This window comes from Bradyrhizobium sp. SPXBL-02 (genome assembly GCF_051853065.1).
In the GTDB taxonomy this organism is placed as follows: Bacteria; Pseudomonadota; Alphaproteobacteria; order Rhizobiales; family Xanthobacteraceae; genus Bradyrhizobium.
In genome coordinates this window covers 4,779,394-4,804,428 of record NZ_CP182474.1, presented here as the reverse complement: position 1 = coordinate 4,804,428, position 25,035 = coordinate 4,779,394, and the positions used below count along the sequence as shown (strand labels likewise).

Genomic DNA, 25,035 nt, shown 5'->3' with positions numbered 1-25,035 from the left:
ACGGCCGCCGATGAGCGCATCTCCTGAAACAGCCGGCCAGCCGGTCGCCCTCGTCATCCAGCGCCGCATCGCCGACGACGGCTTTGCCGCGTTCGCACGGTGGAACGGTGAGGTCGGCGAAGTGCTCAAGGCCTGGCCCGGCTTTCTCAGCCAGGAGGTGGTGCCGCCGCAACCCCCCGCGCATGTGGACTGGGTGACGATCCTGCGTTTCGCCAGCCCGGCTGCAGCACGTGCCTGGCTCCAGAGCGATGTACGGGCGCGCCGCATCGCAGAGGTGCAGCGCTTCTTCGTCGGTTCGGAGGACGTCCATATCCTGCCCGACACCGGCGTCCAGCGCGACAGCGCGGTCTCGGCGGTGATCTCCTTCAAGGTCCCCGATGGGCTCGAGGATGCGTTCCTGAAATGGCAGCAGCGCATCCAGGCGGCGGAGGCCGAGTTCAAGGGATTTCTGCGCCACAAGATCGAGCGGCCAATTCCGGGCCTGCACGACGAATGGATCATCATCCTGTCGTTCGACAGCGATGCCAATCTCAATGCATGGCTCGACTCGCCCTTGCGGCAGACCCTCCTTAAGGAGGGCGAGCGCTTCAATGCCGGAATGCACGTGAAGCGGGCGAGCTACGGCTTCAATTTCTGGTTCCCGGCCGGCAAGACGTCGGCCCCCGAGCAACGGCCCGGTTTCATTTGGAAGAGCAACCTGATCGTTCTCCTGGTTCTCTATCCCGTGGTGTACCTCTGGGGCTTTTTCATCAGCAGGCCGCTGATCGATAGTCACGGCGTGCCGGTCTGGCTGTCGCTGTTCGTCGGCAATCTCGTCAGCACCCAGCTGCTCGGCTGGTGGCTGGTGCCCGCGGCTTTCAGGGCGCTCGACTGGTGGGTTACGTCGAAGGCTGCGATCAGTCGCCAGATCGGCGGCTACGTGCTGCTCGCCGTGCTCTATGCCGCCTCGATGGGCCTGTACGCGCTGCTGCTCGCGTGGCATTGGGGACGGTGAGACCGTCGACCGCGTTGTCGCGGAGAGGGGCGGTCGCTGGATATCGACGACCATGTTCGCCCTGACATTTCTCGGGACATCGGCCAGCGTTCCCTCAGCGGAGCGCAACCATCCAGCGCTGCTCGTGGAAGCCGCAGGCAAGCGCGTCCTGGTCGATTGCGGCGAGGGCACGCAGCGCCAGTTGCTGCGCAGCGGCGCCGGCTTCCGGCGGCTCGACCGCATCCTGCTCACCCACGCCCATCTCGACCACGTGCTCGGCATCCCCGGACTGTTCTCGACGCTCGGCTTGCGGCAGACGTCCGAGGCAATGACCATTCACGGCGGCGAAGGCACGCTCGACCTCGTCACCCGAATGCTCGCCGGCCTGTGGGGCGCGGGCAGGGCGCCGATCGCCGTTGAGTTCGCGGCGCTGACCGAGGGACAAGTCATCGACGCCGGTGAATTCACCATCGGCTGTTTTCCGGTCCGCCACCGCGACACTGACAGCTTTGGCTTCGTTTTCCAAAGCCCCGCCCGCCGTCATCTTCGGCCCGATCGCCTCATCGCGCTCGGTGTCCCCGACGGTCCCTTGCGCGGCGAGTTGGCCGCGGGCCGACCGATCGTGCTTGCCAACCGAACCATCGATCCGGAAGACGTCCTCGGTCCGCCGAGCGGCGGCAGCAAGCTCGTCGTGATCGGCGACACCGAGACCACCGAGGGGCTGTCGCAATACGTGGCCGGTGCCGACACGCTGGTGATCGAGGCCACGTTCCTCGATCGCGACGCGCCGACCGCGCGGAGTTACGGCCATCTCACCGCGGCAGAAGCGGCCTCCTTTGCGGCCACGAACAAGGTCGGACAACTCGTGCTGACGCATATGTCAGGACGCTACGAAGACGCAGAGATTCTCGCCGAGGCGGCAGGAATCTTCCCGAACACCCGGATCGCCGCAGATTTCGATCGCATCGTCGTCTGATCAAGCTGGCCTTGGCTCGATCATTCATGGAGCGCTTGCCAGCCCAGATGCGAGCGGGTAGAACGCTGCCACGCCTGAGCCGTGATTTGCGCGCTGCGCTTCCGGCCACAGTCGAGCAATTCAGGCAAGCCTTTGAATTTGTTCGGCTATTCCGTTGGGGAATGGTGTAACGGTAGCACAACAGACTCTGACTCTGTTTGTCTTGGTTCGAATCCAGGTTCCCCAGCCAGCTCCGGGCGGTTTTCGAGGACATGATTCCGAAGCGCTCCGGCGTAGACATTCACGCGGCGGTTTGCCTCACCTGACATTCGCATATCCAAGTCGGATCGCGGCACGCTCCATCGTCCTTGGGCTGGACAACCCAAGGAGATCCGCAAAATGCCCTATGTCGATGGTTTCATTCTCGCCGTGCCGAAGGACAACATCGAGGCCTACAAGGCGCTGGCGACGACCGCCTGCGCGATCTGGATGGAGCACGGCGCGCTCGACTATGTCGAATGTATCGGTGACGACGTTCCCTATGGCGAGCTCACCTCGTTTCCGCGCGCGGTGATGGCGAAGGAGGACGAGATCGTGGTGTTCGCCTGGATCGTTTATCGGGACCGGGAGAGCCGCGATGCCGTCAACAAGAAGGTGATGGCGGATCCGCGGCTGAAAATGGAAGGCATGCCCTTTGACGGCAAGCGCATGATCTATGGCGGCTTCACGACGCTGCTGCGGGCGGGCGACATCGCGACGTGAGGTGCGCCCGCTACTTGATCTTGTCGTAGGCGGCCGCGAAATCGCCGAGCGGCATCGGGATCGCGATCGTCTCCTTGGCCATGTTCTGGAACGAGACCTTCAGCTGCTTGCCCGAGCGAAAGGCGGCGAGCAGGTCCGGTGCCATCGGCGTCGAGGCGTAGCAGCCGCGGTTCTCGCAGGTCTGGATCTGGAGGTCGAACATCTTGCCTTCGTCGACCTGGAGCTTGGCCCCGACGGGAAGGTTGAGGCCGAGCGGCAATTGCAATAGCGCGATCGGCGTGCGGGTGTCGGGCGCAATGCGGATGTTGATCAGGACGACGGTCTGGCCGGTCTTGGTCAGCACCGCGTTCTGCTCCATCGCACATTCGAGCGCCGCGTCACGACTTGCGCTGGTGCAGCGGACGATCCAACCGGGCTGTCCGGAAGACCCGTCAGCCTGCGCCTGCGTCGGGGCGGGCGCGGGCTGCGCGGCCGGGGCGGGCGCGGCGTTCTTCTTGGCGCCCTGCTGGGCATGTGCGACGCCGGCGGACAACAGGACCACAGCGGCAAGGGCGACAAGTCTGGATTGCATAGGCATGGGAAACCGCATTTGCGAACAGGGGTCTCGCTGTAGCGTCGCGGCAGGCGCGGCGCAAGCTTACTCGGCGGCTTCCTTGACGCTGCCGTGCTCGGGCGCCTCCTGGCCCTCGTCGCCCGAGCGGCCCCAGGTCGAGAACCAGTTGTTGAGCTTGTCGAGATAGAGATAGACGACCGGCGTGGTGAACAGCGTCAGTGCCTGGCTGACGATCAGGCCGCCGACCATGGCGTAGCCGAGCGGCTGGCGGATTTCGGCGCCGGTGCCGTGGCCGAGCATGAGGGGCACGCCGCCGAGCAGGGCCGCCATCGTCGTCATCATGATCGGGCGGAAGCGCAGCAGCGCGGCCTGGCGGATCGATTCCTCCGGCGTCTTGTGCTCGTCGCGCTCGGCGGCAATCGCGAAGTCGACCATCATGATGCCGTTCTTCTTCACGATGCCGATCAGGAGGATGATGCCGATCAGCGCGATCAGGCTGAAGTCGAAGCCGGCCGCCATCAGGATCGCGAGCGCGCCGACGCCGGCCGAAGGCAGCGTCGACAGGATCGTGATCGGATGGATGTAGCTCTCGTAGAGAATGCCGAGGATCAGATAGACCACGACAAGGGCTGCGAGGATCAGAAGCGGCACTGTGCCGAGCGACTGCTGGAAGGCCTGCGCGGTGCCCTGGAAGCTCGAATTCAGCGTCGCCGGCGCGCCGAGCTCGGCCATCGCCCGCTGCACCGCCTCGGTGGCCTGGCCGAGCGCAATGCCTTGCCCGAGATTGAAGCTGATCGTAATCGACGGGAACTGGCCCTGATGGCTGATCGAGAGCGGGCGGACCGGATCAGTGGTCCAGCTCGCGAAGGTCGACAGCGGCACCTGGTCGCCGGTCAGCGGCGATCTCAGATACAATTTGTTCAGCGTCTCGAGATCGCCCTGCATTTCCGGCAGGACTTCCAGGATTACCTTGTAGGTATTGAGCTGCGTGAAATATTGCGTGACCTGCCGCTGTCCGAACGCATCATACAGCGTGTCGTCGATCAGCTGGGGTTGGATGCCGTAGCGGGCAGCGGTGTCGCGGTTGATCTTGAGCTGGACCGTCGTGCCCTGCGTCTGCTGGTCGGTCGCGACGTCGCGCAGCTCCGGCAGCGTCTGCATCTTGGCGAGGATCTTCGGCGCCCATTCGTTGAGCTCGGCGAGATCGGCGTCCTGCAGGGTGAACTCGAACTGCGTGCGCGTCGGCCGGCCGCCGAGCCGGACGTCCTGGGCCGCCTGCATATAGAGGCGCGCGCCCGGCACTTTCTCGAGCTTAGGTCGCAGCCGCGCGATGATCTGCTGAGCGGACGCCTCCCGCTCGTTGCGCGGCTTGAGCGTGATGAACATGTTGCCGTTGTTGCCGGCACGGCCGCTGCCGCCGATGTTCATGGCGATCGTGGCGACGTCGGGGTCGTCCATCACGATCTTGCCGAGCTCGACCTGGCGGCGCTGCATCTCCTTGAACGAAATGTCCTGCGAGGCTTCAGACGTGGCCGTGATCAGGCCGACGTCCTGCTGCGGGAAGAAGCCCTTGGGGATCAGCACGAACAGGTAGACCGACAGGCCGAGCGTGACGAAGAAAATCGCGAGCGTGGTGCGCCGCCAGGCCAGGGCGTGGTCGAGCACGTATTCGTAGCCGCGCAGCATGCCGTCGAAGGCGCGCTCGCTCCACTGATAGAGCTTGCCGTGGGTGACCTCGCCATGGGCGCGCAGGAAGCGCGAGGCCATCATCGGCGTCAGCGTCAGCGACACGAACATCGAGACGAAGATCGTCATCGCCAGCACGACGGCGAATTCGCGGAACAGGCGCCCGATGATGCCGCCCATCAACAGCAGGGGGATCAGCACCGCGACCAGCGAGATGCTGATGGAGACGATGGTGAAGCCGATTTCCTTGGAGCCTTTGAAGGCGGCCTCCATCGGCGAGTCGCCTTCCTCGATGTAGCGCGTGATGTTCTCGAGCATCACGATCGCGTCGTCGACGACGAAGCCGACCGCGATGGTGAGCGCCATCAGCGACAGATTGTCGAGCGAATAGCCGGCCACCCACATCAAGGCGCAGGCACCCAGCAGCGCCAATGGCACCGTGACCGTCGGTATGACCGTCGCCCAGAAGCTTCGCAGGAACATGAAGATGACCATGACCACGAGGGCGATGGTCAGCAGCAGCGTGAACTGGACGTCCTCGACCGCGGCGCGGATGGTGGTGGTTCGGTCGCTGATGAGCTCGATCTTGATCGCGGGCGGGATCGCCGCCACGAGGCGGGGCAGGGTTGCCTTGATCCGGTCCACGGTCTCGATGACGTTGGCGCCCGGCTGCTTGAAGATCACCAGGAACACGCCGCGCTTGCCGTTCGCCCAGGCCGCCTGCTTGGCGTCTTCGGCGGCGCTGACCGCCTGGCCGATGTCGCGAATCCGCAGCGGAGCGCCGTTGCGATAGGCGATGATGACGTCGTTCCAGTCCTTCGCGTGCGTGAGCTGGTCGTTGGCGTAGATCGTATAGGCGCGCTTCTCGCCGTCGATATTGCCCTTGGGGCTGTCGACCGTGGTGATCGCGATCTGGCTGCGGATGTCCTCCATCGACAGGCCCTTGGCGACCAGCTTTGCGGGATCGACCTGGATGCGGATGGAAGGTTTCTGCTGCCCGCCGATGAAGACCTGGGCGACCCCTGAGAGCTGGCTGATCTGCTGGGCGAGCTGGGCGTCGACCGAGTCGCTGACGGTCGTCAGCGGTAGCGTCTCCGATGTCGCCGACAGCAGCAGGATCGGCGCGTCGGCGGGGTTTACCTTGCGGTAGGTCGGGGGCGACGGCAGGTTTTTCGGCAACTGGCCGCTGGCCGCGTTGATGGCGCCCTGTACGTCGTTGGCGGCGCCGTCAATGTTGCGGTTGAGATCGAACTGGATGGTGATCGACGCCGTGCCCAGATAGCTCGTCGAGGTCATCTGCGCGATGCCCGGGATCTGGGCGAATTGCCGCTCGAGCGGCTGTGCCACGGACGAAGCCATCGTCTCAGGGCTGCCGCCGGGCAGGTTGGCGGTGATCTGGATGGTCGGAAAGTCCACCTGCGGCAGCGGCGCGACCGGAAGCAGGGGATAGGCGACCAGGCCGACGAAGAGAATGCCGGCCATCAGCAGCGAGGTGCCGATGGGATATCGGATGAACGGTGCCGAAATCCCGCCCTCGGTCATTGCTGTCGTACCTTGTTCTGGGCCGGATCCGAGCTTGCCACCGCAGTCGACACCAGGCTTCCGGGCTGGACCTTGAACTGACCGCCGACGATCACCTGTTGGCCGGGGCTCAAGCCTTCCTCGATGACCGAACGCCCGTCGATGCCATAGCTGACCTTGACCTTGTGCACCTCGGCCTTGTTGTCCTGATTGACCGTGTAGGCGTAGAGCCCGTTGGTGGAGTGCTGGACCGCGTCATCCGGAACGACGGTCGCATCCTTCAGCGTTCGCACCAGGAGCCGCGTCGAGACCGATTGGCCCGGCCACAGCGTGTTTTCCTTGTTGTCGAACACCGCCTTGAGCCGGATCGTGCCGCTGCTCGTGTCGACCTGGTTGTTGATCACAGCGAGCTTGCCCTCGGCCAGCGTCTTCTTGCCGTCGGTGGTGAGGGCGATCACCTTGAGCGCGCCGGCCTTCTGGCCCTCGCTGATATAGGGGAGCTGGTCTTCCGGCGCGGTGAAGATCACCGCGATCGGCTCGACCTGCGAGATCGTGACGATGGCGGTCTGCGAGGAGGCGTTGACGATGTTGCCGATGTCGACCTGACGCAGGCCGGCAACGCCGGTGATCGGTGCCTTGATCTGGGTGTAATCGAGCTGGGTCTGGGCGTTGGAGATCGCGGCATCATCGGCGGCGATCTGCGCGGTGAGCTGAGCCACGGTGGTGCGCTGGGTGTCGACGCGCTGGGCGGTGGCAAATTCGCCGAGCTTCGTGGCGCGCTGGAGCTCGAGATTGGCGTTGGCGAGACTGGCCTCGTCCTGCGCCTTCTTGGCCTTGGCCTGGTCAAGCGTGGCTTGATAGGGGCGGGGATCGATCGAGACCAGGAGATCGCCCTGCTTGACGATCTGGCCTTCCCTGAATTCGAGCTTGTCGATCTGGCCATCCACGCGGGTTCGGACCTGGACCGTGTTGAAGCCCTGAACCGTGCCGAGACCGGTCAAATAGACCGGAAAGTCGGTCTTCTGGACCGGTGCAACGCTGACGGGGACGGCGGAGGGGCGAGGCGGGCCTTTTTGAGCGGTTTGTGCGGTCTGGACTTTTCCAGCCTCGGACGAGCCGAATTTCTGCCAACTATAATAGCCCGCGGAGGCCACGGCCGCGATGATCAGAAGCCAAAGGATCGGCCGGGACTTTTTCATGTCGTCTCGTATCGGCTCGCATGCCCTCGGCTACGAATATCGGGGCAATCGTACGGTTCCATATGATGTATAATACACGCCAACTTCCAGTGTAAACAGCACTATCAGTTGAGAATCCTAAACAATTGGAAAGCTTTGCACCGTGTAGGCAGCTCGCTGGCGCGCCGGTGTGCAGGGCTGCATTTTCGCGCCGCGAGCGTTCGGCGTGCCATTCTTGCGCAGCACGCGCAGCGGTGTGCTCAGGGCCGATCGGCTTCGCGCCGGGCCGTGGTTCGGATCAACCGCAAGAACGGTTCTAAGTTGCGTCGTGGCCGTTTCGGTTGTCAGGGATTTCGGCATCGTCCATATCGGCGCCGCATCAACGGAGCGAAGCATGGACGAGCTGAACGGCAAGCTGATCGCGTGCCAGATTCTGATCACGGGATTGATCGCGCGTGTCGCCAACGAGCAGCGCGATCCCTTGCGCTTCCTCACCGACTTTCGCGACGAGATCAAAGCCGTCGTCAGCGGCGTCAACATCGCCGGCATGGACAGCACCGATCGCGTGCGCGCCGTTGCGCAGAAGACTGTCGACGAATTGTTCTCGCTGATGAAGCCGCCGAGCAGCGACTGAGAGCGATGCGCGATCGCCGCTGTTTAGAACGAGTCCAGTCTCGTCTTAGAACGATTTCAAACTGCAGTTTAGAATCGTTTTGATCTGGACCAATTCAAAGGTTCTCGCGAACGGCTCGCATTGACCCGCTATTTTGCGGCCGATACCAACAGCCCATCGCTCGTTCGAAGTGAATGAGCGAACAGGAAGATGGGGCGTTTGGTAATGGGGCAGGTGGTCGCACCGAAGTCGTTGCGTTCGGTCGTAGCGTTCGATCCGATGGATGAGAGGTCCGCGGGCGTTTCCGGCAAAAAAGTTTCAGCGGTCGCGAGCTTGATCGCGGTGGCGTCGGTGTCGAGCGGCGCGCAGGCGCAGCAGTCGAATCTGCCGCCGGTGACGGTCGATGCTCCGGTCGAGCGTCCGCGTCCGACGGCCTCGAAGCCTTCGCCCGAGCAGGTCCGTGCCCGCAACGCGCTTCGCCGTGCCGCGCAGCGCCAGCCGGTGCAGCAGGCGGCGCCCGCCACGCCGTCCGGCGCTCCCGACAGCAATCCGTACGCGGATCCGGCTGCGCCGTACAAGGTCGATCACGTCCAGGCTTCGGGCAAGTTTCCCGAGAAGATGCTGAACACGCCGAAGACCATTACCGTGCTCAGCAAGGAGGTGCTCGAGGACAAGAACGCCACGACGCTGAAGGAGATCGGGCGCTCGACCGCAGGCGTGACGCTCGGCACGGGCGAGGGCGGCAACGCGTTCGGCGACCGTTTCTTCATCCGCGGCTTCGACGCGCGCAACGACGTCTTCATCGACGGCATCCGCGATCCCGCCGTTTCCATCCGCGAGAACTTCTTCACCGAGCAGATCGAGATTCTGCGCGGACCGGCATCCTCCTATGCCGGCCGCGGCACTGCCGGCGGCGCCATCAACATCGTCACCAAGCAGGCCGGCGACGTCAACTTCAAGCGCATCGACAGCGAGTTTGGCACCGACATGACCAAGCGCGTCACGCTCGACGTCAACCAGGTCATTGATCCCACCTTCTCGGTGCGCGCCGGCGGCCTGTTCCAGGACGCCAACGTCGCCGGGCGCAACTACGTGACCGACAATCGCTGGGGCAGCTTCATCTCGACCAAGTACACCCCGACCAACGACATCAAGATCACGACGAACTACGTCCATACCGACCTCAGCGGCTATCCCGATTTCGGCGTGCCCTATTACAAGCAGGGCAACGTGCCGGTGACGTCGGCGGGCATTCCGCGTGGCAATTGGTACGGCTTCCTCAACCGCGACTTCCAGACCGCGCGGCAGGATTTCGGCACCGGTACCATCGAGTACAAGGTCAACGAGGCGATCACGCTGACCAGCAAGGTGCGCGGCGAGCACTCGCTGCTCAACTACATCGGCACGCTGCCGCAGAACCCGAATACGACAAGCCCCAACCCGCTGCTCTGGACCACGACGGCGAGCGCGCAGAGCCGTTACCAGAACGTCGACGTATGGGCCAACCAGAACGAGGCCACGTTCAAGCTCGACACCGGCGGGGTCAAGCACACGGCGGTGTTCGGCGTCGAATATTCGAACGAGAACATCTCGATCGATCGTTATGCCGGTCTCGCGTCCGAACTGGCCGGTTCGCCCTTCACCAGCACGGGCGCGGTGACGGGTGTCAATCTCTACTCCCCGCAATACACCAACATTCCCTTCGGCATTCCGTCACTCGTCGGCAATCCGACCCGCTACGGCGTCAACACCAGCAGCGTGTATGTTATGGACACCGCGAACTGGCAGGACACGATCATCGTCAACGGCGGTGTGCGCTACGACGGCTACAGCCAGAGCGCATCCAACAATTCGAGCTATGTGAAGCAGAACGCCGATCTGGTGAACTACAATGTCGGTGTGGTCTACAAGCCGATGTCGATCGGCAGCGTCTATGCAGCCTATGCGACTTCGGCCAATCCGTTCGGGTCGGAGCTGGACGCGACCGGCACCGACTACGGCGGTGTTCCTCCCAACTCGACCTTGTTGCTCGGGCCCGAGCGCAACAAGGCGATCGAGGTCGGCACCAAATGGGAGCTTGCGGATCGCCACCTGCTGGTGACCGGCGCGCTGTTCCAGACCACCAAGGACAACGCGCGCGAGACTGTCAACAACCTGCTCACATCGGGTGCAGCCTACAGGATCCAAGGCATCGACATCGAAGCGGAGGGCAGGATCACCGACCGCTGGAGCATCTTCGGCGGCCTGGTGCTGATGCAGTCGAAGGTCACGCAGAGCGGCGTTGCTTCGAATCTCGGGCTGCAACTCGCCAACATCGCGCACCAGTCGTTCAGCATGCTCACCAAGTACAAGTTCGACGGCGGTTGGGAGCTTGGCGGCCAGGCAGTGTATCGCTCCAAGGTCTATGGCGGCACGTTCGCGGCCAACACCAACGAGCTGCCGAGCTATTGGCGTTTCGACGCGTTCGTCGAGAAGAAGATCGACCAGAACTGGAGCATGAAGTTCTACGCGCAGAACCTGACCAACAAGCTCTATTACGACTCGTTCTATCGCAGCAACGTGCCGTTCGTTGCGGTCGCGCCGGGACGGGCGTTCTACGTCGTGACCACAGCGAAGTTCTGATCATGTTGACGTGCTTGCCTGGCGTTCTCAGCAAGGATGATGTGGCGGATTTCCGCCGCATCATGGACGCCAGCGAATGGGAGGACGGCCGCTCCACCGCCGGCGCGCAATCGGCGATGGTCAAGCGCAACGAACAGCTGCCACCGGACGGCGAGGTCGCGCGAAAACTCGGCAACCGCATCATCTCGGCGCTGACGTCCAATCCGCGCTTCATTGCGGCGGCGATCCCGCTGCAGATCTTCCCGCCGCTGTTCAACCGCTATGCGGCCGACAGCGGCCACCATTTCGGCCTGCACGTCGACAATGCGATCCGCGGCGACCGCCTGACCGGCCTTCGCATCCGCACGGACCTGTCGGTCACGCTGTTCCTCGCCGAGCCGGAGGATTACGACGGTGGCGAACTTGTGATCGAGGACACCTACGGCTCCCATGAAGTCAAGTTGCCAGCCGGGGACTGCGTGCTCTATCCCTCGACCAGCCTCCACCTCGTCACGCCGGTGACCAGGGGAACGCGGGTTGCGTCTTTCTTCTGGCTTCAGAGCATGATACGGGACGATCAAGCCCGGAGCATGATCTTTGACCTCGACACCGCGATACAGGCGCTGGTGGAACGGCTCGGGCGTGACGATCCCGAAACGGTCAAATTGACGGGTATCTATCACAACCTCATTCGCTACTGGGCCGAAGTATGAAGACCATGTCCTTCCAAGCAAGCCTTGCCGCAGCCTTGATGCTGGCGGCCGCCTGGTTCGCGTCCCCCGTTTCTGCCCAGACACAAAGCCCGCCGGCAACGGCCCAATCGGCGGCTCAGCCGTCCACGGCCGGAACCGTTCCGCCGGCAGCCGCGCCGGCTGCGCCTGCGGCCTCGACGGCTCCCGCCGTTGCCGGCGCCGCCCCCGTGGCCGGCAATCCCGCGAGTGCGAAGCCCGAGGCGGCGGCCATCGCGCCGGCCATGAAGGAATTGTCGCCCTGGGTGATGTTCATGTCGGCGGACGTCATCGTGAAGGCGGTGATGATCGGGCTCGCCTTCGCCTCGCTGATGACCTGGACCGTCTTCATCGCCAAGTCGATCGAGCTGTCGGTCGCCTCCGGCAAGCTGCGTTCGGCGTTGAAGAAGATCGCGGAGGCGCGCTCGCTCGCTGAAGCGCAGATGGCGCTCGGCACCAAGGAGGGCATCCTGCCGTCGTTCCTGGCGGCGGCGCTGCGCGAGGCGCGGATGTCGGCCGGCCTGTCCAGCGATACCGGCATCAAGGAGCGCGCCGCCTCCAGCTTTGCCGAGATCGTGCGGGCGGAGCAGCGGCGCATCCGGATCGGCATGGGCGTGCTCGCCACGATCGGCTCGACCTCGCCCTTCGTCGGCCTGTTCGGCACGGTCTGGGGCATCATGAACAGCTTCATCGGCATTTCGAAGTCGCAGACCACGAACCTTGCCGTGGTCGCGCCCGGTATCGCCGAGGCGCTGCTCGCCACCGCGATCGGCCTCGTGGCCGCCATTCCCGCCGTCATCATCTACAACCACTTCTCGCGCGTGACGAAGGGCTATCTCGAGCTCGTCAGCCGCGCCTCGGGCGCGGCAGGGCGGCTGCTCTCGCGCGATCTCGACCGCAGCCACGGCAGCGTGCATTCGCGCGCGGCGGAGTAGACCATGGCCGTTTCGCTCGCAGACAACGACGACGACGACGATTTCTCGGAAACGCATGACATCAACGTCACGCCGTTCATCGACGTCATCCTGGTGCTGCTGATCATCTTCATGGTCGCCGCGCCGCTGTCCACCGTCGACCTGCCGATCGATCTGCCGACGTCGAGTGCGACGCCGCAGAAGAAGCCGGACAAGCCGACCTATCTCAGCATCAAGCCCGACCTGACGCTCGCGATCGGAGAGAACGCTGTTCACCGGGCCGAGTTGATCGGGACCCTCGACGGCCTTTCCGACATGAGCAAGGACAAGTATGTTTTCCTGCGCGCCGATCGCTCGGTGCCATATGGCGAGTTGATGGGTGTGATGGAGCTGTTGCGCTCGGGCGGCTATACGCGGGTGAAGCTGGTCGCGCTGGAAGGCGCGCCGGGGGCGCCTGCGGCAGGCGTCGCTCAGCCTTAAGGGCCAGCCATGTCGGACGAACCGAGACCATCCCGAAAGCTCTGGATCGTGGCGGCGGTCGCCGCGCTCGCGCTCCATCTCGGTGGTGCTGCGCTCGCGCTGGCGCATTTGCGCGCCGACGACGACGGCGATGGCCTTGGTGCGGCCGGTGCGGAGTTCGCGGTCGAGATGGCTTCGCCCAAGGTGCCCGATACCGATCTGCCGCCTGGGCCTGACAGCGAAGCGATGCAGGAGCAGCAGGCGCTTCCCGAGCAGAAGGCCGAGACCAAGGAGACGGAGCTTCCGAAGGACCAGTCGCAGGAGGTCGAGGATCCTGATCGCGTCGTGACCGAGAACAACACGAAGAAGCCAACGGAAGACGATCCCAAGATTCAGGCGGTCGAAACGCCCGCGGCCGAGGCATCGCCGAAGTCGGTAGCAAGTGCGCGGCAGACGCTCGACGAGGACGCGCGCGAAGCCGAGAAGGCCCTGGCGCCGGTCCTGGGGCTTGGCAAGGACATCCTGAAGATCACGGCCGACTGGAACCGCAAGATCAGCGCGCATCTCGCGGCTCACAAGGTTAATCCGGAGGGCAAGCAGCCCAATAACCAGAAGGTCAAGGTGAGCTTTGCGATCAACCGAAAAGGCAACGTGCTGTCGGTCGAAGTCGCGGAATCGTCGGGAGATGCAGCCTACGATGCTGCGGCGCTGTCAATTGTCCGCAAGTCCGATCCGATCCCGCAGCCGCCTGCCGGACTGACCGACGACCGGTTCGAACGGACCGTGGACATCATCTTCACGCCGCCGGATGCGAAGAAGAAAAAGACGGCTCAGCGCCAGTAGAGCCGGATCCCGACATAGACCACGACCAGGCATGCGAAGATCAGCGCCACGGGGAGGGGCCGTTTCTGGGCCCCGCTGGCCGCGCCTGCCGCGAAGAAGCCAGCGCTCTTCGGCTTCGGCGCCGGGCGCCGGAAGGCGGTAACATTGTCCGCTGCCGGCTTGGCCTGGCGGGGACGGACGTCGGGCGGGGTTCCAGCACCGCCCATCTCGACGTAATAGGCCTTGTAGATCGCACCGATGGTGGCCTCGGTCGCTTCGCCCTCGCTCATCTGCGCCAGCAGGTTTTGATAGCTCGCCAGGAACTCCTGGGCCTCCGGAGGCAGCGCGGACGCCCCGTTGAGCTTGGCCATCATCTTCCAGGTGGCGAAATCGGCGCGGGCGCGGGTGTCGGCGCGTCGCGCGATCAGCATATCGGCAGCTTTGACCAAGTCGGCCTCTGGCCCTTCGGCATGGGTTCGGATCTCAGGTTCAACTACGCGTTGCCGGTCAGGAAGAGAACAGCCTTAATCACATAACCGGTCAACGTTCCCAGTATTGCTGAAATAACATCAAGATTTAGACCGAACTGCGAGCCCGCGAGCGGCAGCAGGATCAAGAGCCCGATCAGGATCAGCATACCGAACGGCTCGAGCCGGGCCAACGGCAAGGCGAGGGCCCGCGGCAGCAGGCCGACTGCAACGCGGCCGCCGTCGAGCGGCGGGATCGGCATCATGTTGAAGACCGCCAGGATCGCGTTGATGATGAGCGCATTCTTGAGATTGTCGGCAACCCACTTTGCCGAGCTTGCGGGCACCAGGGGCAGGGCATGGAAGGCGACGGCCGCGGCGAGCGCCAGCAGGATGTTTGTGACGGGCCCGGCCAGCGCCACCCAGACCATGTCGAGCCTGGGGTTGTTCAGCTTGCGGAAGTTCACCGGTACCGGCTTGGCATAGCCGAACAGGAACGGCGAATGCGCGAACAGCAGCATCGCCGGCAGGATCAGGGTGCCGAACGGGTCGATATGCCTCAGCGGGTTGAAGCTGACGCGGCCGAGCTGCGAGGCCGTGTTGTCCCCGAGCCGGTCCGCGACGAAGGCGTGCGCAGCCTCGTGGAAGGTGATGGCGAACACCAGGGGCAGCACCCAGACGGAGAGGTCATAAATGTTCAAAGCGCGTCCGCTCCGTCAGTCTTGTTCTTAGCCGAAATAGTGCGCCGGCGATGATCTGCCAAGAGCGCCGGACGCGAGTTGCGGAGCAGAAGAAAGGCGCAAACGGTGGTCGGGCAATGCCTCGACGCCGCGTTCACGTCTTCCTGCGGTAGAGAATGAAGCTGGCTGATTCTTCGGTGCGTTCAAACTCTGACGATAGGATTTGCTCCGTTATCGTCTTGAGCCAGTCATACTCGTATGTTGCGCCGCGCTCCAAAATGAAGTGATCGGACCCGGCAAAGCTGCGAGTGACATGTTCGGGGCTGAACGTATCCCGGAACGGAAGAAAGTAGCTCTTGGGCGCTCTGCCGGCGGTTGCGAGAACGAGCCAATCACGGTCTGACAGCAACAACAGGCGACCGTGGGGCGGCACGGCCTTGTTGATCAAGTCGATGTCGCTGCGATCGAGGTGCAAGTTGACCTTTCCCGCTCCGCGTCCCAACTTCAGGCTGGCGATGCTCGGATACTGCAGATAGGACGGCAGCCCGATCGTCACGTTCTGTTGACGATCCCTCGCATTGAAGAGCACGGCGAACGAGAGCAGGGCCGTTGCCGCCAGCGAAACGGCAGGGATGGTTTGCGACGTCTGGCGGCCGAGGACTGCGCGGAATGCCGCCCGGCACCACCACGCGCCAATGGCAAGAAAGGCAAAGGCGTTTTGCTGCCACACCGCGTCAAGCGACCGATTCATCCATTTGGCCATGAAGACCAGCGCAACGATCGAGAGGACGAGAAGATAGGCCCGTTCGATCGAGCGAGATCCTGCCCACGTTGCGGCAACGCTGATAGCCGTGCCGATAGCCATCGCCGGAAAGATCAACTGATAGAATGTCCCGAAGCCGGGCTCCCAGTTCATCGGCACGCCGACCCAGTTCGAGACGCTGTGCAGGGCGATCGGCGCAAGCAGGACGCGCAGGAAGTCCATCGTGAGAACGGCGGGACCGTAGGCCGCGCCGAACAACGCGAGCAACATTGCGGCAGACAGCCCGGTGAATGCCGCGACCTCCCAGGGCCAGCGTCTTTCGAGGATCCGCGCCGACAACACCGCGCACCCCACGACCCAGGTATAGATCCCGGTCTCGGTGTTCCAGAATATCGAGATCGCGCAGACGGCGGATAGCGCCGCCACCGACCAACCCGAAGGCTGGACCATGATGTGCGCGAGGATGCCCGTGGCGATGAACACGAACATGTACCTGATGGCCAGAGCGGATGGTCCGGAGAATCCTTCGGCCTCGCCGAACTGGCAGAGTGCAAGAAATACGGCCGTCAGCACGAAGGGCAGCGCCCTGCTCTGGAAGAAGTCGCGCAGCACCCAATAGGCCGACAGGTGATAGATTGCGATGCAGGCGGCAACGAAACCGACGTAACGCAAATATAGAACGTTTGGGTCGGGGGGCAGGAGCATTCCGAACAAATGGGACGGTCCGTATCCATAGAAGGACAGGAAGTCCCGGCCCGGCACCAGGCCATCGCTAAATTGATAGAGGGCCGGGCCGACGAGGAACGATACGGCATGAGGATTGGTTGCAGCCTGGCCGGCCAACCGTTGTACGCTCAAGGGCAGTGTCAGGGCCAGCAGTGCCGCGATCAGCGCAGCGTCGATCCGCTCAAATTCAAAAAAGGTGATCGGCCTGAGTTCTGGCGCACCCTCGATGCTTCCGTGGGGCCGGATTTGCTTCACGAAGGGTACGAAGATCGCGAGGACCGCGACGGCCAACGCCACAATGTGAAGTTCTTGCTGGAACGCGTCCCGGAGGAATGTCTCCAGGGACAGGACCATCGTCAGCATCGAAACGTAAAACAGAACGAGCGACCGCCCTTCGAACGGTCTCCGGAGCCTGAGTGCAGCGAAGGCCAAGACAGCGCCGAACACGTAGAACAGCAGATAGAAGATCTTCTCGGCACGCTTGATTGCCGCATCGCCCGTGACATGTGCCTCGATGACGGGAAAGTCCTGCGCGAGATTTACGCCCAGGCGCAACTTGGTGGCGTTCAAGATGAGATAGGCAACGATACCGGCCGCAACAGCGCCGATGCATGCCCCCCACATCGCCAAACTCTGAAACCGCCAAAGTCCAAGTTCTGATTCTGTTATCGGCTTAATGAGACGCAACAGCATTCCCCGCAGGCTATCCGGAAGGAACGTAAGGCAAACGAAATCTGCTGGCTAGCCGCGGAAGACGGAAAACCGGTCATCCCTAGATCGAGGCTTCACGCGACGACGCAACAGATCTGTCCTAGCAGCCGGCGCTTCTCGGAGTAGCTGGGGCATTGGCAGGATAGAGATTGCGATGACGAGGGGGTCTGCAGGTTCGGCCCCGAGCGCCTGACCTCACGCCGGAATCGTCGTCTCGTATTGAGTCAAGCCGTCGTCGAGCTTCACCCAGGCGAGCTTCTCGCTGACCCAGATGTGCTCGGTCGGGGCGAAGGCATTGCGATCGTCGAAAGTGGCCAGCGCCACGCCCGCCAGCGTGCCGTTGCGGCGCCAGGCAAACAGCCGCGTGCCGCACTGCTTGCAGAACACGCGGTCGATGCTTGCGGACGAGGCGTAGCGTGCGGTCTCGCCCTCGACGCTGAGCGCACGCTGGTCGAACTGCGCGCGCGCGAAGTAGGGCGAGCCCATCGCCTTCTGGCAGATGCGGCAATGGCAGATGCGGACGTTGAGCGGCTCGCCCTCCGCCTTGAACCGCACCGCGCCGCACAGGCATCCACCTTCCCGGATCATGATGTCCTCAATAGGTTGCGCGCCCGCCCGAGATGTCGAACACAGCGCCGGTCGAGAAGGCGCAATCCTCGGATGCGAGCCAGGCCACCATCGCGGCGAGTTCTTCCACGAGGACGAAGCGTGCCTTCGGGATCTTTGACAGCATGAAGTCGATATGCTGCTGCGTCATCTGGTCGAAGATCGCGGTCTTCGCCGCGGCCGGTGTCACCGCGTTGACGAGGATGTCGTGGGCGGCGAGCTCCTTGCCGAGCGACTTCGTCAGCGCGATCAGGCCGGCCTTGGAGGCCGAATAATGCGCGGCGTTCGGATTGCCTTCCTTGCCGGCGATCGAGGCGATGTTCACGATCCGCCCGTATTTCTGCTTGAGCATTTCGGGCACGATCGCCTTGCTGACGATGAAGGGGCCGTCGAGGTTGATGCGCAGCACCTTGCGCCATTCATCGAGGTCGGTCTCCCAGACCGGCTTATTGACCCCGGCGATGCCGGCATTGTTGACGAGGATGTCGATCTTGCCAAAGGCCTTGAGCGTCGCATCGCGTGCCTGCTCGACGGCGGCCGTGTCGGTGACGTCGACCTTGAAGACTTTTGTCTCGCCGCCGATCCCCTTTGCGGTCTTCTCCGCCAGCGCGGCGTCGAAGTCCCAGATCGCGACTTTGGCGCCGGAGGCGACGAAGCGCTCGGCAATGGCGCGGCCAAAGCCCTGCGCTCCGCCGGTGACGATGGCGATGCGGCCGTTGAGATCGATCTTGTTCATGCCGGCGGCCTTCTCGCGTCAGAGCATGTAGCCGCCGTCGACGACGAGGTCGACGCCGGTGGTGAAGGCGCTCTCGTCGCTGCCGAGATAGATCGCCATCGCCGCGATCTCCTCGGCGGTGCCGAGCCGGCCCATCTTCTGGCGGGAGATGAACATCTCCTTGCCCTGCGGTCCTTGCGCGGCGGCGCGGTCGAGCATCGAGGGCGTCTCGACGGTGCCGGGGCAGATCGAGTTGCAACGGATGCCCTTGGTGATGAAGTCGAGCGCGACCGCGCGGGACAGCAGCGACACTGCCGCCTTCGACGAGCTGTAGACGTAGCGGTTCGCCGGCGGCCGCAAGGCCGCGCAGGACGAGATGTTGACGATGCTGCCGCCGCCGCCCGCGATCATGTCGGGCAGGAAGGCCTTGATGGTCCGGTGCATCGACTTGACGTTTAGGTCGAACGAGAAATCGAAATCCTCCTCCGAGCAGTCCAGGATGGTGCCGTGATGCACGAAGCCGGCGGCGTTGAGCAGGATGTCGATCTTGCCGATGCGCTTGGCAAAGGCGTTGACGTCGGCGGTGTTGCGGACGTCGAGTTTTGCGACTTCGGCGATGCCTTCCTTGGTTAGGCTAGCGATGCCGGCCTCGTTGATGTCGGTGGCGATGACGGTTGCGCCTTCACGCGCGAATGCGATGGCGCAGGCGCGCCCGATGCCAGCGGCTGCAGCCGTGACGACGGCGCGCTTTCCTTTGAGGCGGTCTGCCATGTTGTTGTTCTCCTCACCAAGATCTGTTTGTTAGTTCGTCATTGCGAGGAGCTCTTGCGACGAAGCAATCCAGGGGCTCTCCGCGGAGGCAGACTGGATGCTTCGCTTCGCTCGCAATGACGGTGTGGCTGTCAGTGATTGTCCCGCGCCACACCGAACGTGCCGGCGACGTTCTGATAACGCGTCGCGAGCTCCATGCAGGCGCCGGTCGATTGCTGGCCGACGGTGTTGCGGTAGATCTCCTGCCACGGCGTCTGGTTCGGCGGATGCTTGAAGCCGCCGCTGGCCTTGAGCTCGGCGTGGCGCTTCTTCAGCTCCTCATCCGAGATCAGGATGTTGGCGCTGCCCTTGTTGAGGTCGATGCGCACCTTGTCGCCGGTCTTGAGGACGGCAAGCCCGCCATTGGCGGCGGCTTCCGGCGAGGCGTTGAGTATCGAGGGCGAGCCCGAGGTGCCGGACTGGCGGCCATCGCCGATGCAGGGCAGGGACAGGATGCCGCGTTTGATCAGCGCCGCCGGCGGCTGCATGTTCACGACCTCGGCGCCACCGGGGTAGCCGATCGGGCCGGTGCCGCGGATGAACAGCACGCAGCGCTCGTCGATGTCGAGCGAGGGATCGTCGATCCGCTCGTGGTAATCTTCCGGGCCTTCGAACACGATGGCGCGGCCCTCGAAAGCATTGAGGTCCTTCGGATTGCTGAGGTAGCGGTCGCGGAATTCCTTGGAGATCACGCTGGTCTTCATGATCGCGGAGTCGAACAGATTGCCCTTCAGCACCAGGAAGCCGGCGTCCTTCACCAGCGGCTTGTCGTAAGCCCAGATCACGTCGTTGTCGGGTGCGGGCGCGTTCTTGCAGTTCTCGCCGATGCCGCGGCCGTTGACAGTGATCGCGTCCTCATGGATGCGCTTGTGCTTCATCAGTTCGCGCACCACGGCAGGCACGCCGCCGGCGCGGTGGAATTCCTCGCCGAGATAGAAGCCGGCCGGCTGCATGTTGACCAGGAGCGGCACGTCGTGGCCGAACTTCTGCCAGTCGTCGATCGACAGCTCGACGCCGATATGGCGGGCGAGGGCGTTGATGTGGATCGGCGCGTTGGTCGAGCCGCCGATCGCCGAATTGATCACGATGCAATTCTCGAACGCCTTGCGGGTCAGGATGTCCGAGGGCTTCAGGTCCTCCCAGACCATCTCGACGATGCGTTTTCCGGTCTCGTAGGCGATCTGGCCGCGCTCGCGATAGGGGGCCGGGATCGCCGCGCAGCCCGGCAGCGAGAAGCCGAGCGCTTCGGCAAGCCCATTCATGGTCGAGGCCGTGCCCATGGTGTTGCAATGGCCGACCGAGGGCGCCGAGGAGGCCACGATCTCCATGAATTCTTCATAGTCGATCTCGCCGGCGGCGAGCCGCTCGCGCGATTTCCAGACGATGGTGCCGGAGCCGGTGCGCTCGCCATTGTGCCAGCCGTTCAGCATCGGGCCGCCCGACAGCACGATCGCGGGCAGGTTGACCGTCGCCGCCGCCATCATGCAGGCCGGCGTGGTCTTGTCGCAGCCGGTGGTCAGCACCACGCCGTCGAGTGGATAGCCGTAGAGGATCTCGACCAGGCCGAGATAAGCGAGGTTGCGGTCGAGCGCCGCAGTCGGGCGCTTGCCGGTCTCCTGGATCGGATGGGTGGGGAATTCCATCGCAATGCCGCCGGCCTCGCGGATGCCTTCGCGAACGCGGTGCGCGAGCTCGAGATGATGGCGGTTGCAGGGAGACAGGTCGTTGCCGGTCTGGGCGATGCCGATGATCGGCTTGCCGGATTGCAGCTCGGCGCGGGTGAGGCCGAAGTTCAAATAGCGCTCCATATAGAGCGCGGTCATGCCCGGATTGTGCGGGTTGTTGAACCATTCCTGCGAGCGAAGATGGCGGCGGGTACCGTTACTGCCGGCGGCGTGCCCGTTGGTTGGCTTCTTTGTCATTGGTTTCTCCTGCACTGCAAACGCACTGGCGTCCGTCTCATGGTGGCCGCATGTGCGGTGCCCAACGGCGCGCGCGATGGATCTGCCTTCCCGCTGGCGGGTCGTTTCCTCACGATTCCGATACTAGTCGTGGCTGCTTGGTAACGCTACCATTATGTTCGCCGCAGCCCCGCCTGATACGGGTGGCCTGCTGTCCGAACGCCGGGCCGACGAGCTTTGCCGCTCGATCACCTTGAAGCCGAGATCGAGCACCGGCTGCTCCGGGCGCCGGCCCTCGATCGCGTTGATCAGCATGGTGGCGGCCGTCTTCCCCATCTCGTAGCGATTGGTGCGGACGCTGGTGAGGGTGGGGACGGCGGAGGCCATGAACTCGAGGTCGTTGAAGCCGACGATGGCGATCTGCCCGGGCACTGCGATCTCCCGGCGCCGGCATTCGAACAGCACGCCGAGCGCGAGGTCGTCATTGGCGCAGAACACCGCGTCGATGTCGGGCTCGCGCGCCAGCAGATCGGTGAACAGGGCGCCGCCGAGCGTCACCGAGGTCGGTGTCGCCGTCGTGACCACCAGGCGCTGGTCGAACAATCCGGCGTCCTTCATGGCCGAGACATATCCGTCCAGCCGCCGCTGCACCCTGGGATCCATCCGCGCGCCGACGAAGCCGACCTTGCGGTGACCTTGCTCGAACAGGTGGGCGATCGCCGCGCGGGCCGCATCATAGTGTGAAAAGCCGATCATCATGTCGACGGGGTTCGGGCCGATCTCCATGATCTGCACGATCGGGCAGTCCGCGGCTTGAAGCATCGCGCGGGACTCCGTCGTCTGATCGATGCCGGTGACGATCAGCCCGGCCGGCTTCTGCGCCAGGAACAGACGCAGCAACTTCTCTTCCTGGAGAATGCTGTAGCGCGTGTTGGACAATTGGATCGAGTAGCGGCTGCCTTCGGAGGAGTCGTAGATGCCGCGCAGCACGTCCGAGAACACGTTATTGGTGAGCGATGGGATCAAGACACCGATGACCTCGGTGCGTTGCGAGGCGAGGGCGCGTGCGGCAAGATTGGGCACATAGCCGAGCTCCTTGGCGGCGCTCTCGACCCGTGTCCGCTTGGCGACCGACAGGGCCTCCGGATTGCGGAAAAAGCGCGACGCGGTAATCGGGCTGACGCCGGCGAGCTCGGCCACTTCGGCCAGCCGGATTTTGCCTGACTTGGTGCGTTTTCGACCCATTTGCTGCTCTTAACACAGTCAGTCCCGCAAACAAAGGAACGTTGACAGCGCTACCAGCAACGACTAACCAAAGACAAATTGCCAAAACCGCACAAACTACCGACAATGTCGCCCGCTAAGCTCGGGCTTCGTTCGGTGAAGTCCGAAAAACAAGACGGTCGCGGCGCGAGAGGCGCCGTGGACTTTCGAGGAGGGAGCTAGATGTCGTCTGTGCAAATCCGCGACGTGCGGAAATCGTTCGGCAATTTTGAAGTCCTGCACGGCGTCACGATCCCGATCGAGGACGGTCAGTTCGTCGTCCTGGTCGGCCCCTCCGGCTGCGGCAAGTCGACGCTTCTGCGCATGCTCGCAGGCCTCGAGAACATCACCTCCGGCACGATCTCGATCGGCGACCGCGTCGTCAACAATGTCCAGCCCAAGGAGCGGGACATTGCGATGGTCTTCCAGAACTACGCGCTCTATCCGCACATGACGGTCGCCGACAACATGGGCTTCTCGCTCAAGCTGCGGAATGCCGGCTCGGACGAGATCAACAAGCGCGTCAAGCGCGCCGCCGAGATCCTCGCACTGTCGCCGCTGCTCGACCGCTACCCGCGCCAGCTCTCCGGCGGCCAGCGCCAGCGCGTCGCCATGGGCCGCGCCATCGTGCGCGATCCGCAGGTCTTCCTGTTCGACGAGCCGTTGTCGAACCTGGACGCCAAGCTGCGCGTCGCCATGCGCACCGAAATCAAGGAGCTGCATCAGCGCCTGAAGACGACGACCGTCTATGTCACCCACGACCAGATCGAGGCCATGACCATGGCCGACAAGATCGTCGTCATGCATGACGGCATCGTCGAGCAGATGGGCACGCCGCTCGAGCTCTACGACAAGCCCGACAACCAGTTCGTCGCCGGCTTCATCGGCTCGCCCGCGATGAACTTCCTGAAAGGCCATGTGCGCGTCAACGGCGTTGCGACCTTCGAAGGGCCGAACGGCGTCAAGCTCCCGCTCAAGAGCGCGCCGGCCGGCTCCGACGGTCGTCCTGCGGTCTACGGCGTGCGGCCGGAGCACTTCACCATCGCCGATGACGGTGCCGAAGCCGAGATCATCGTCGTCGAGCCGACCGGCTCGGAAACGCAGGTGTTCGCCAAGGTCGGCGGCGAGCAGGTCGTCGCGGTCTTCCGCGAGCGTCACCAGTTCAATCCGGGCGACAAGGTGCGGCTGAAGCCCGATCCGTCGCTGGTCCATCTGTTCGACGATGCGACGGGCAAGCGCATGAACGCCTAGCGCATCAGACCACAAGGCATAAGACAACAAAAAGCATCACAGGGAGGACAACATGCAAGACTTTACCCGCCGGTCTCTGCTCCAAGGCGGCACCGCTCTGGCCGTAACCGGCATGCTGACGGGGCCGGCACTGTTCGACTTCGCCAGGGCCTGGGCGCAGAGCGCGCCCTGGAAGGCCGAGCCCGGCGCTAAGCTGACCGTGATGCGCTGGAAGCGCTTCGTGCCGGCGGAGGACGACGCGTTCAACGCGATGGTGGCGGCATTCAAGGCCGCGACCGGCACCGAGATGAACGTATTCAGCGAGTCCTTCGAGGACGTGCAGCCGAAGGCATCCGTTGCAGCCAACACGGGCTCCGGCCTCGACGTCGCCTGGGGTCTGCACACATTGCCGCAGCTGTTCCCGACCAAAGTCCTGAAAATGAACGATGTCGCCGACTATCTCGGCAAGAAATATGGCGGCTGGACGGACGCTGCAGCAAAGACCTGCAAGCTTGGCGAAGACTGGCTGGGCATCCCTGTCGCGACCAACGGCGGCTATATGACCTACCGGAAGTCGGCGACGGACAAAGCGGGCTTCAAGGAGTTCCCGAAAGATTTCCCAAGCTTCCTGGAGATGTGCAAAGCGCTCAAGGCGAACAACACTCCGGCCGGCTTTGCCCTCGGACATGCGAGCGGCGATGCCAACGGCTGGCTGCACTGGATCCTCTGGGGCCACAATGCGTGGACTGTCAATGAGAAGGATCAGGTCAGCATCAATTCGCCCGAGACCGCAAAGGCGCTAGAGTATTGCAAAGCGCTTTACGAGACTTTCATCCCAGGCACGCCTTCCTGGAACGACTCATCCAATAATAAGGCGTACCTGGCCGGTGAACTCTATTGCACCCTCAACGGCATTTCGATCTATGTTGCCGCCAAGACCGATCCTACCAAGAAGGAACTGGCGGAAGATACCTATCACGCGCTGCACCCGGTCGGACCGATCGGCAAGCCGACCGAGCTGCAGCTTACGCTGCCGATCCTCGCCTTCAACTTCACCAAATATCCGAACGCGGCGAAGGCCTTCGTCGCCTTCATGCTGGAGAAGGAGAACTACGAGAAGTGGCTGGATGGCGCGCAAGGCTATCTGCAGCAGACCTTGAACGCCTATGAATCGGCGTCGGTCTGGACGGCCGATCCCAAGAACGCCGTGTACTCGCAGGCCTCCAAGCGCACGCTGCCGGCGTCCGGCATCGGCACCGTCGGCGAGAAGGCGGCGACCGCGATCGCCGATTTCATCGTCGTCGACATGTTCGCCAATTACTGCACCGGCGCCAAGGATGCGAAGGGCGCGATGGCCGAAGCCGAGCGCCAGCTGAAGCGCATCTATCGCTGAACGGT

Annotated in this window: 23 protein-coding genes and 1 tRNA gene; 12 read left to right on the top strand and 12 right to left on the bottom strand. The window is 63.6% G+C overall.

The annotated features are described in order from the left end of the window. Nucleotides 1-10: 10 nt before the first annotated feature. The 4 genes from ACNJYD_RS22635 (at nucleotide 11) to ACNJYD_RS22620 (ending at nucleotide 2,690) form a co-directional block, all read left to right on the top strand. The gene (locus ACNJYD_RS22635) at nucleotides 11-994 is read left to right on the top strand and encodes an antibiotic biosynthesis monooxygenase (protein WP_439363335.1); all 984 of its coding nucleotides are present in this window, start codon (nucleotides 11-13) and stop codon (nucleotides 992-994) included. A 52-nt stretch (nucleotides 995-1,046) separates the two neighbouring features. Then, nucleotides 1,047-1,949 carry a ribonuclease Z gene (gene rnz, locus ACNJYD_RS22630; protein ID WP_212257415.1) on the top strand — a complete coding sequence of 301 codons (903 nt, stop codon included), beginning with the start codon at nucleotides 1,047-1,049 and terminating at the stop codon, nucleotides 1,947-1,949. 155 nt (nucleotides 1,950-2,104) lie between these two features. Continuing rightward, nucleotides 2,105-2,178 (top strand) — tRNA-Gln (locus ACNJYD_RS22625). A gap of 149 nt (nucleotides 2,179-2,327) precedes the next feature. Then, nucleotides 2,328-2,690: a DUF1428 domain-containing protein gene (locus ACNJYD_RS22620; protein ID WP_172786307.1), complete on the top strand. Its 363-nt coding sequence runs from the start codon at nucleotides 2,328-2,330 to the stop codon at nucleotides 2,688-2,690. A gap of 10 nt (nucleotides 2,691-2,700) precedes the next feature. Here ACNJYD_RS22620 and ACNJYD_RS22615 read toward each other — a convergent pair whose 3' ends face one another. From ACNJYD_RS22615 to ACNJYD_RS22600, 4 genes are all read right to left on the bottom strand, one after another. Then, entirely contained in the window at nucleotides 2,701-3,267 is a 567-nt protein-coding gene (locus tag ACNJYD_RS22615) for an invasion associated locus B family protein (RefSeq protein ID WP_172786308.1), read from the bottom strand. Nucleotides 3,268-3,327: 60 nt separating this feature from the next. Then, a complete protein-coding gene (locus tag ACNJYD_RS22610) occupies nucleotides 3,328-6,471 on the bottom strand; it encodes a multidrug efflux RND transporter permease subunit (protein ID WP_212257434.1) in 3,144 nt (1,047 codons plus the stop codon). Next, nucleotides 6,468-7,649, bottom strand: coding sequence for an efflux RND transporter periplasmic adaptor subunit (locus ACNJYD_RS22605; RefSeq protein WP_212257435.1), 1,182 nt, complete (start codon nucleotides 7,647-7,649; stop codon nucleotides 6,468-6,470). Before ACNJYD_RS22605 ends, ACNJYD_RS22610 begins: the two co-directional genes overlap by 4 nt. Before the next feature lie 117 nt (nucleotides 7,650-7,766). Continuing rightward, on the bottom strand, nucleotides 7,767-7,988 hold the full coding sequence (locus tag ACNJYD_RS22600) for a hypothetical protein (protein ID WP_212257436.1): 222 nt from the start codon (nucleotides 7,986-7,988) through the stop codon (nucleotides 7,767-7,769). Nucleotides 7,989-8,022: 34 nt separating this feature from the next. Between ACNJYD_RS22600 and ACNJYD_RS22595 the strand changes: the two genes are divergently transcribed. The 6 genes from ACNJYD_RS22595 to ACNJYD_RS22570 all read left to right on the top strand — a co-directional run bounded on the left by ACNJYD_RS22595 (nucleotide 8,023) and on the right by ACNJYD_RS22570 (nucleotide 13,786). Beyond that, nucleotides 8,023-8,262 carry a hypothetical protein gene (locus ACNJYD_RS22595; RefSeq protein WP_128916226.1) on the top strand — a complete coding sequence of 80 codons (240 nt, stop codon included), beginning with the start codon at nucleotides 8,023-8,025 and terminating at the stop codon, nucleotides 8,260-8,262. A gap of 204 nt (nucleotides 8,263-8,466) precedes the next feature. Continuing rightward, entirely contained in the window at nucleotides 8,467-10,863 is a 2,397-nt protein-coding gene (locus ACNJYD_RS22590) for a TonB-dependent receptor (RefSeq protein ID WP_212257613.1), read from the top strand. Nucleotides 10,864-10,865: 2 nt separating this feature from the next. Then, a complete protein-coding gene (locus ACNJYD_RS22585; protein ID WP_172786312.1) occupies nucleotides 10,866-11,555 on the top strand; it encodes a Fe2+-dependent dioxygenase in 690 nt (229 codons plus the stop codon). Next, nucleotides 11,552-12,505 carry a tonB-system energizer ExbB gene (gene exbB / locus ACNJYD_RS22580; protein ID WP_212257437.1) on the top strand — a complete coding sequence of 318 codons (954 nt, stop codon included), beginning with the start codon at nucleotides 11,552-11,554 and terminating at the stop codon, nucleotides 12,503-12,505. The genes ACNJYD_RS22585 and exbB overlap by 4 nt, the downstream gene beginning before the upstream one ends. Nucleotides 12,506-12,508: 3 nt before the next feature. Beyond that, on the top strand, nucleotides 12,509-12,964 hold the full coding sequence (exbD, locus tag ACNJYD_RS22575; protein WP_212257438.1) for a TonB system transport protein ExbD: 456 nt from the start codon (nucleotides 12,509-12,511) through the stop codon (nucleotides 12,962-12,964). Between the two features lie 9 nt (nucleotides 12,965-12,973). Beyond that, on the top strand, nucleotides 12,974-13,786 hold the full coding sequence (locus ACNJYD_RS22570; protein ID WP_172786314.1) for an energy transducer TonB family protein: 813 nt from the start codon (nucleotides 12,974-12,976) through the stop codon (nucleotides 13,784-13,786). Here the strand turns inward: ACNJYD_RS22570 and ACNJYD_RS22565 are convergent. The 8 genes from ACNJYD_RS22565 to ACNJYD_RS22530 all read right to left on the bottom strand — a co-directional run bounded on the left by ACNJYD_RS22565 (nucleotide 13,774) and on the right by ACNJYD_RS22530 (nucleotide 22,389). Next, nucleotides 13,774-14,196: a hypothetical protein gene (locus ACNJYD_RS22565; RefSeq protein ID WP_172786508.1), complete on the bottom strand. Its 423-nt coding sequence runs from the start codon at nucleotides 14,194-14,196 to the stop codon at nucleotides 13,774-13,776. The two genes, ACNJYD_RS22570 and ACNJYD_RS22565, sit on opposite strands and share 13 nt — an antisense overlap. A 62-nt stretch (nucleotides 14,197-14,258) precedes the next feature. Beyond that, nucleotides 14,259-14,933, bottom strand: a complete 675-nt coding sequence (locus tag ACNJYD_RS22560; RefSeq protein WP_212257439.1) for a site-2 protease family protein — start codon at nucleotides 14,931-14,933, stop codon at nucleotides 14,259-14,261. A gap of 133 nt (nucleotides 14,934-15,066) precedes the next feature. Then, nucleotides 15,067-17,094: a hypothetical protein gene (locus ACNJYD_RS22555; RefSeq protein ID WP_439363334.1), complete on the bottom strand. Its 2,028-nt coding sequence runs from the start codon at nucleotides 17,092-17,094 to the stop codon at nucleotides 15,067-15,069. Between the two features lie 213 nt (nucleotides 17,095-17,307). Continuing rightward, complete coding sequence (locus ACNJYD_RS22550) at nucleotides 17,308-17,700, bottom strand: GFA family protein (protein ID WP_439363333.1); 393 nt, start codon at nucleotides 17,698-17,700, stop codon at nucleotides 17,308-17,310. Nucleotides 17,701-17,707: 7 nt separating this feature from the next. After that, entirely contained in the window at nucleotides 17,708-18,454 is a 747-nt protein-coding gene (locus tag ACNJYD_RS22545; protein ID WP_439363332.1) for an SDR family NAD(P)-dependent oxidoreductase, read from the bottom strand. An 18-nt stretch (nucleotides 18,455-18,472) separates the two neighbouring features. Further along, a complete protein-coding gene (locus ACNJYD_RS22540; RefSeq protein ID WP_260383318.1) occupies nucleotides 18,473-19,204 on the bottom strand; it encodes an SDR family oxidoreductase in 732 nt (243 codons plus the stop codon). 131 nt (nucleotides 19,205-19,335) lie between these two features. Further along, the gene (locus ACNJYD_RS22535) at nucleotides 19,336-21,165 is read right to left on the bottom strand and encodes an IlvD/Edd family dehydratase (RefSeq protein WP_172786320.1); all 1,830 of its coding nucleotides are present in this window, start codon (nucleotides 21,163-21,165) and stop codon (nucleotides 19,336-19,338) included. Nucleotides 21,166-21,288: 123 nt separating this feature from the next. Then, entirely contained in the window at nucleotides 21,289-22,389 is a 1,101-nt protein-coding gene (locus tag ACNJYD_RS22530) for a LacI family DNA-binding transcriptional regulator (protein ID WP_439363331.1), read from the bottom strand. A gap of 201 nt (nucleotides 22,390-22,590) precedes the next feature. Here ACNJYD_RS22530 and ACNJYD_RS22525 point away from each other — a divergent pair, with 201 nt between their 5' ends. Further along, entirely contained in the window at nucleotides 22,591-23,658 is a 1,068-nt protein-coding gene (locus tag ACNJYD_RS22525; RefSeq protein WP_145658713.1) for an ABC transporter ATP-binding protein, read from the top strand. A gap of 52 nt (nucleotides 23,659-23,710) precedes the next feature. After that, nucleotides 23,711-25,030 carry an ABC transporter substrate-binding protein gene (locus ACNJYD_RS22520; protein WP_439363330.1) on the top strand — a complete coding sequence of 440 codons (1,320 nt, stop codon included), beginning with the start codon at nucleotides 23,711-23,713 and terminating at the stop codon, nucleotides 25,028-25,030. The last annotated feature ends 5 nt before the right edge of the window (nucleotides 25,031-25,035 follow it).

Excerpts from the sequence above, each read along its gene's own strand:
- ACNJYD_RS22540 (WP_260383318.1), bottom strand. The coding sequence starts at position 19,204 with ATGGCAGACCGCCTCAAAGGAAAGCGCGCCGTCGTCACGGCTGCAGCC.
- ACNJYD_RS22620 (WP_172786307.1), top strand. The coding sequence starts at position 2,328 with ATGCCCTATGTCGATGGTTTCATTCTCGCCGTGCCGAAGGACAACATC.
- ACNJYD_RS22525 (WP_145658713.1), top strand. The coding sequence starts at position 22,591 with ATGTCGTCTGTGCAAATCCGCGACGTGCGGAAATCGTTCGGCAATTTT.
- rnz (WP_212257415.1), top strand. The coding sequence starts at position 1,047 with ATGTTCGCCCTGACATTTCTCGGGACATCGGCCAGCGTTCCCTCAGCG.
- ACNJYD_RS22570 (WP_172786314.1), top strand. The coding sequence starts at position 12,974 with ATGTCGGACGAACCGAGACCATCCCGAAAGCTCTGGATCGTGGCGGCG.
- ACNJYD_RS22600 (WP_212257436.1), bottom strand. The coding sequence starts at position 7,988 with ATGCCGAAATCCCTGACAACCGAAACGGCCACGACGCAACTTAGAACC.
- ACNJYD_RS22585 (WP_172786312.1), top strand. The coding sequence starts at position 10,866 with ATGTTGACGTGCTTGCCTGGCGTTCTCAGCAAGGATGATGTGGCGGAT.
- ACNJYD_RS22605 (WP_212257435.1), bottom strand. The coding sequence starts at position 7,649 with ATGAAAAAGTCCCGGCCGATCCTTTGGCTTCTGATCATCGCGGCCGTG.
- ACNJYD_RS22520 (WP_439363330.1), top strand. The coding sequence starts at position 23,711 with ATGCAAGACTTTACCCGCCGGTCTCTGCTCCAAGGCGGCACCGCTCTG.
- ACNJYD_RS22595 (WP_128916226.1), top strand. The coding sequence starts at position 8,023 with ATGGACGAGCTGAACGGCAAGCTGATCGCGTGCCAGATTCTGATCACG.
- ACNJYD_RS22635 (WP_439363335.1), top strand. The coding sequence starts at position 11 with ATGAGCGCATCTCCTGAAACAGCCGGCCAGCCGGTCGCCCTCGTCATC.
- ACNJYD_RS22555 (WP_439363334.1), bottom strand. The coding sequence starts at position 17,094 with ATGCTGTTGCGTCTCATTAAGCCGATAACAGAATCAGAACTTGGACTT.
- ACNJYD_RS22565 (WP_172786508.1), bottom strand. The coding sequence starts at position 14,196 with ATGCTGATCGCGCGACGCGCCGACACCCGCGCCCGCGCCGATTTCGCC.
- ACNJYD_RS22590 (WP_212257613.1), top strand. The coding sequence starts at position 8,467 with ATGGGGCAGGTGGTCGCACCGAAGTCGTTGCGTTCGGTCGTAGCGTTC.
- ACNJYD_RS22550 (WP_439363333.1), bottom strand. The coding sequence starts at position 17,700 with ATGATCCGGGAAGGTGGATGCCTGTGCGGCGCGGTGCGGTTCAAGGCG.
- exbB (WP_212257437.1), top strand. The coding sequence starts at position 11,552 with ATGAAGACCATGTCCTTCCAAGCAAGCCTTGCCGCAGCCTTGATGCTG.
- ACNJYD_RS22610 (WP_212257434.1), bottom strand. The coding sequence starts at position 6,471 with ATGACCGAGGGCGGGATTTCGGCACCGTTCATCCGATATCCCATCGGC.
- ACNJYD_RS22530 (WP_439363331.1), bottom strand. The coding sequence starts at position 22,389 with ATGGGTCGAAAACGCACCAAGTCAGGCAAAATCCGGCTGGCCGAAGTG.
- ACNJYD_RS22545 (WP_439363332.1), bottom strand. The coding sequence starts at position 18,454 with ATGAACAAGATCGATCTCAACGGCCGCATCGCCATCGTCACCGGCGGA.
- ACNJYD_RS22535 (WP_172786320.1), bottom strand. The coding sequence starts at position 21,165 with ATGACAAAGAAGCCAACCAACGGGCACGCCGCCGGCAGTAACGGTACC.
- ACNJYD_RS22615 (WP_172786308.1), bottom strand. The coding sequence starts at position 3,267 with ATGCCTATGCAATCCAGACTTGTCGCCCTTGCCGCTGTGGTCCTGTTG.
- exbD (WP_212257438.1), top strand. The coding sequence starts at position 12,509 with ATGGCCGTTTCGCTCGCAGACAACGACGACGACGACGATTTCTCGGAA.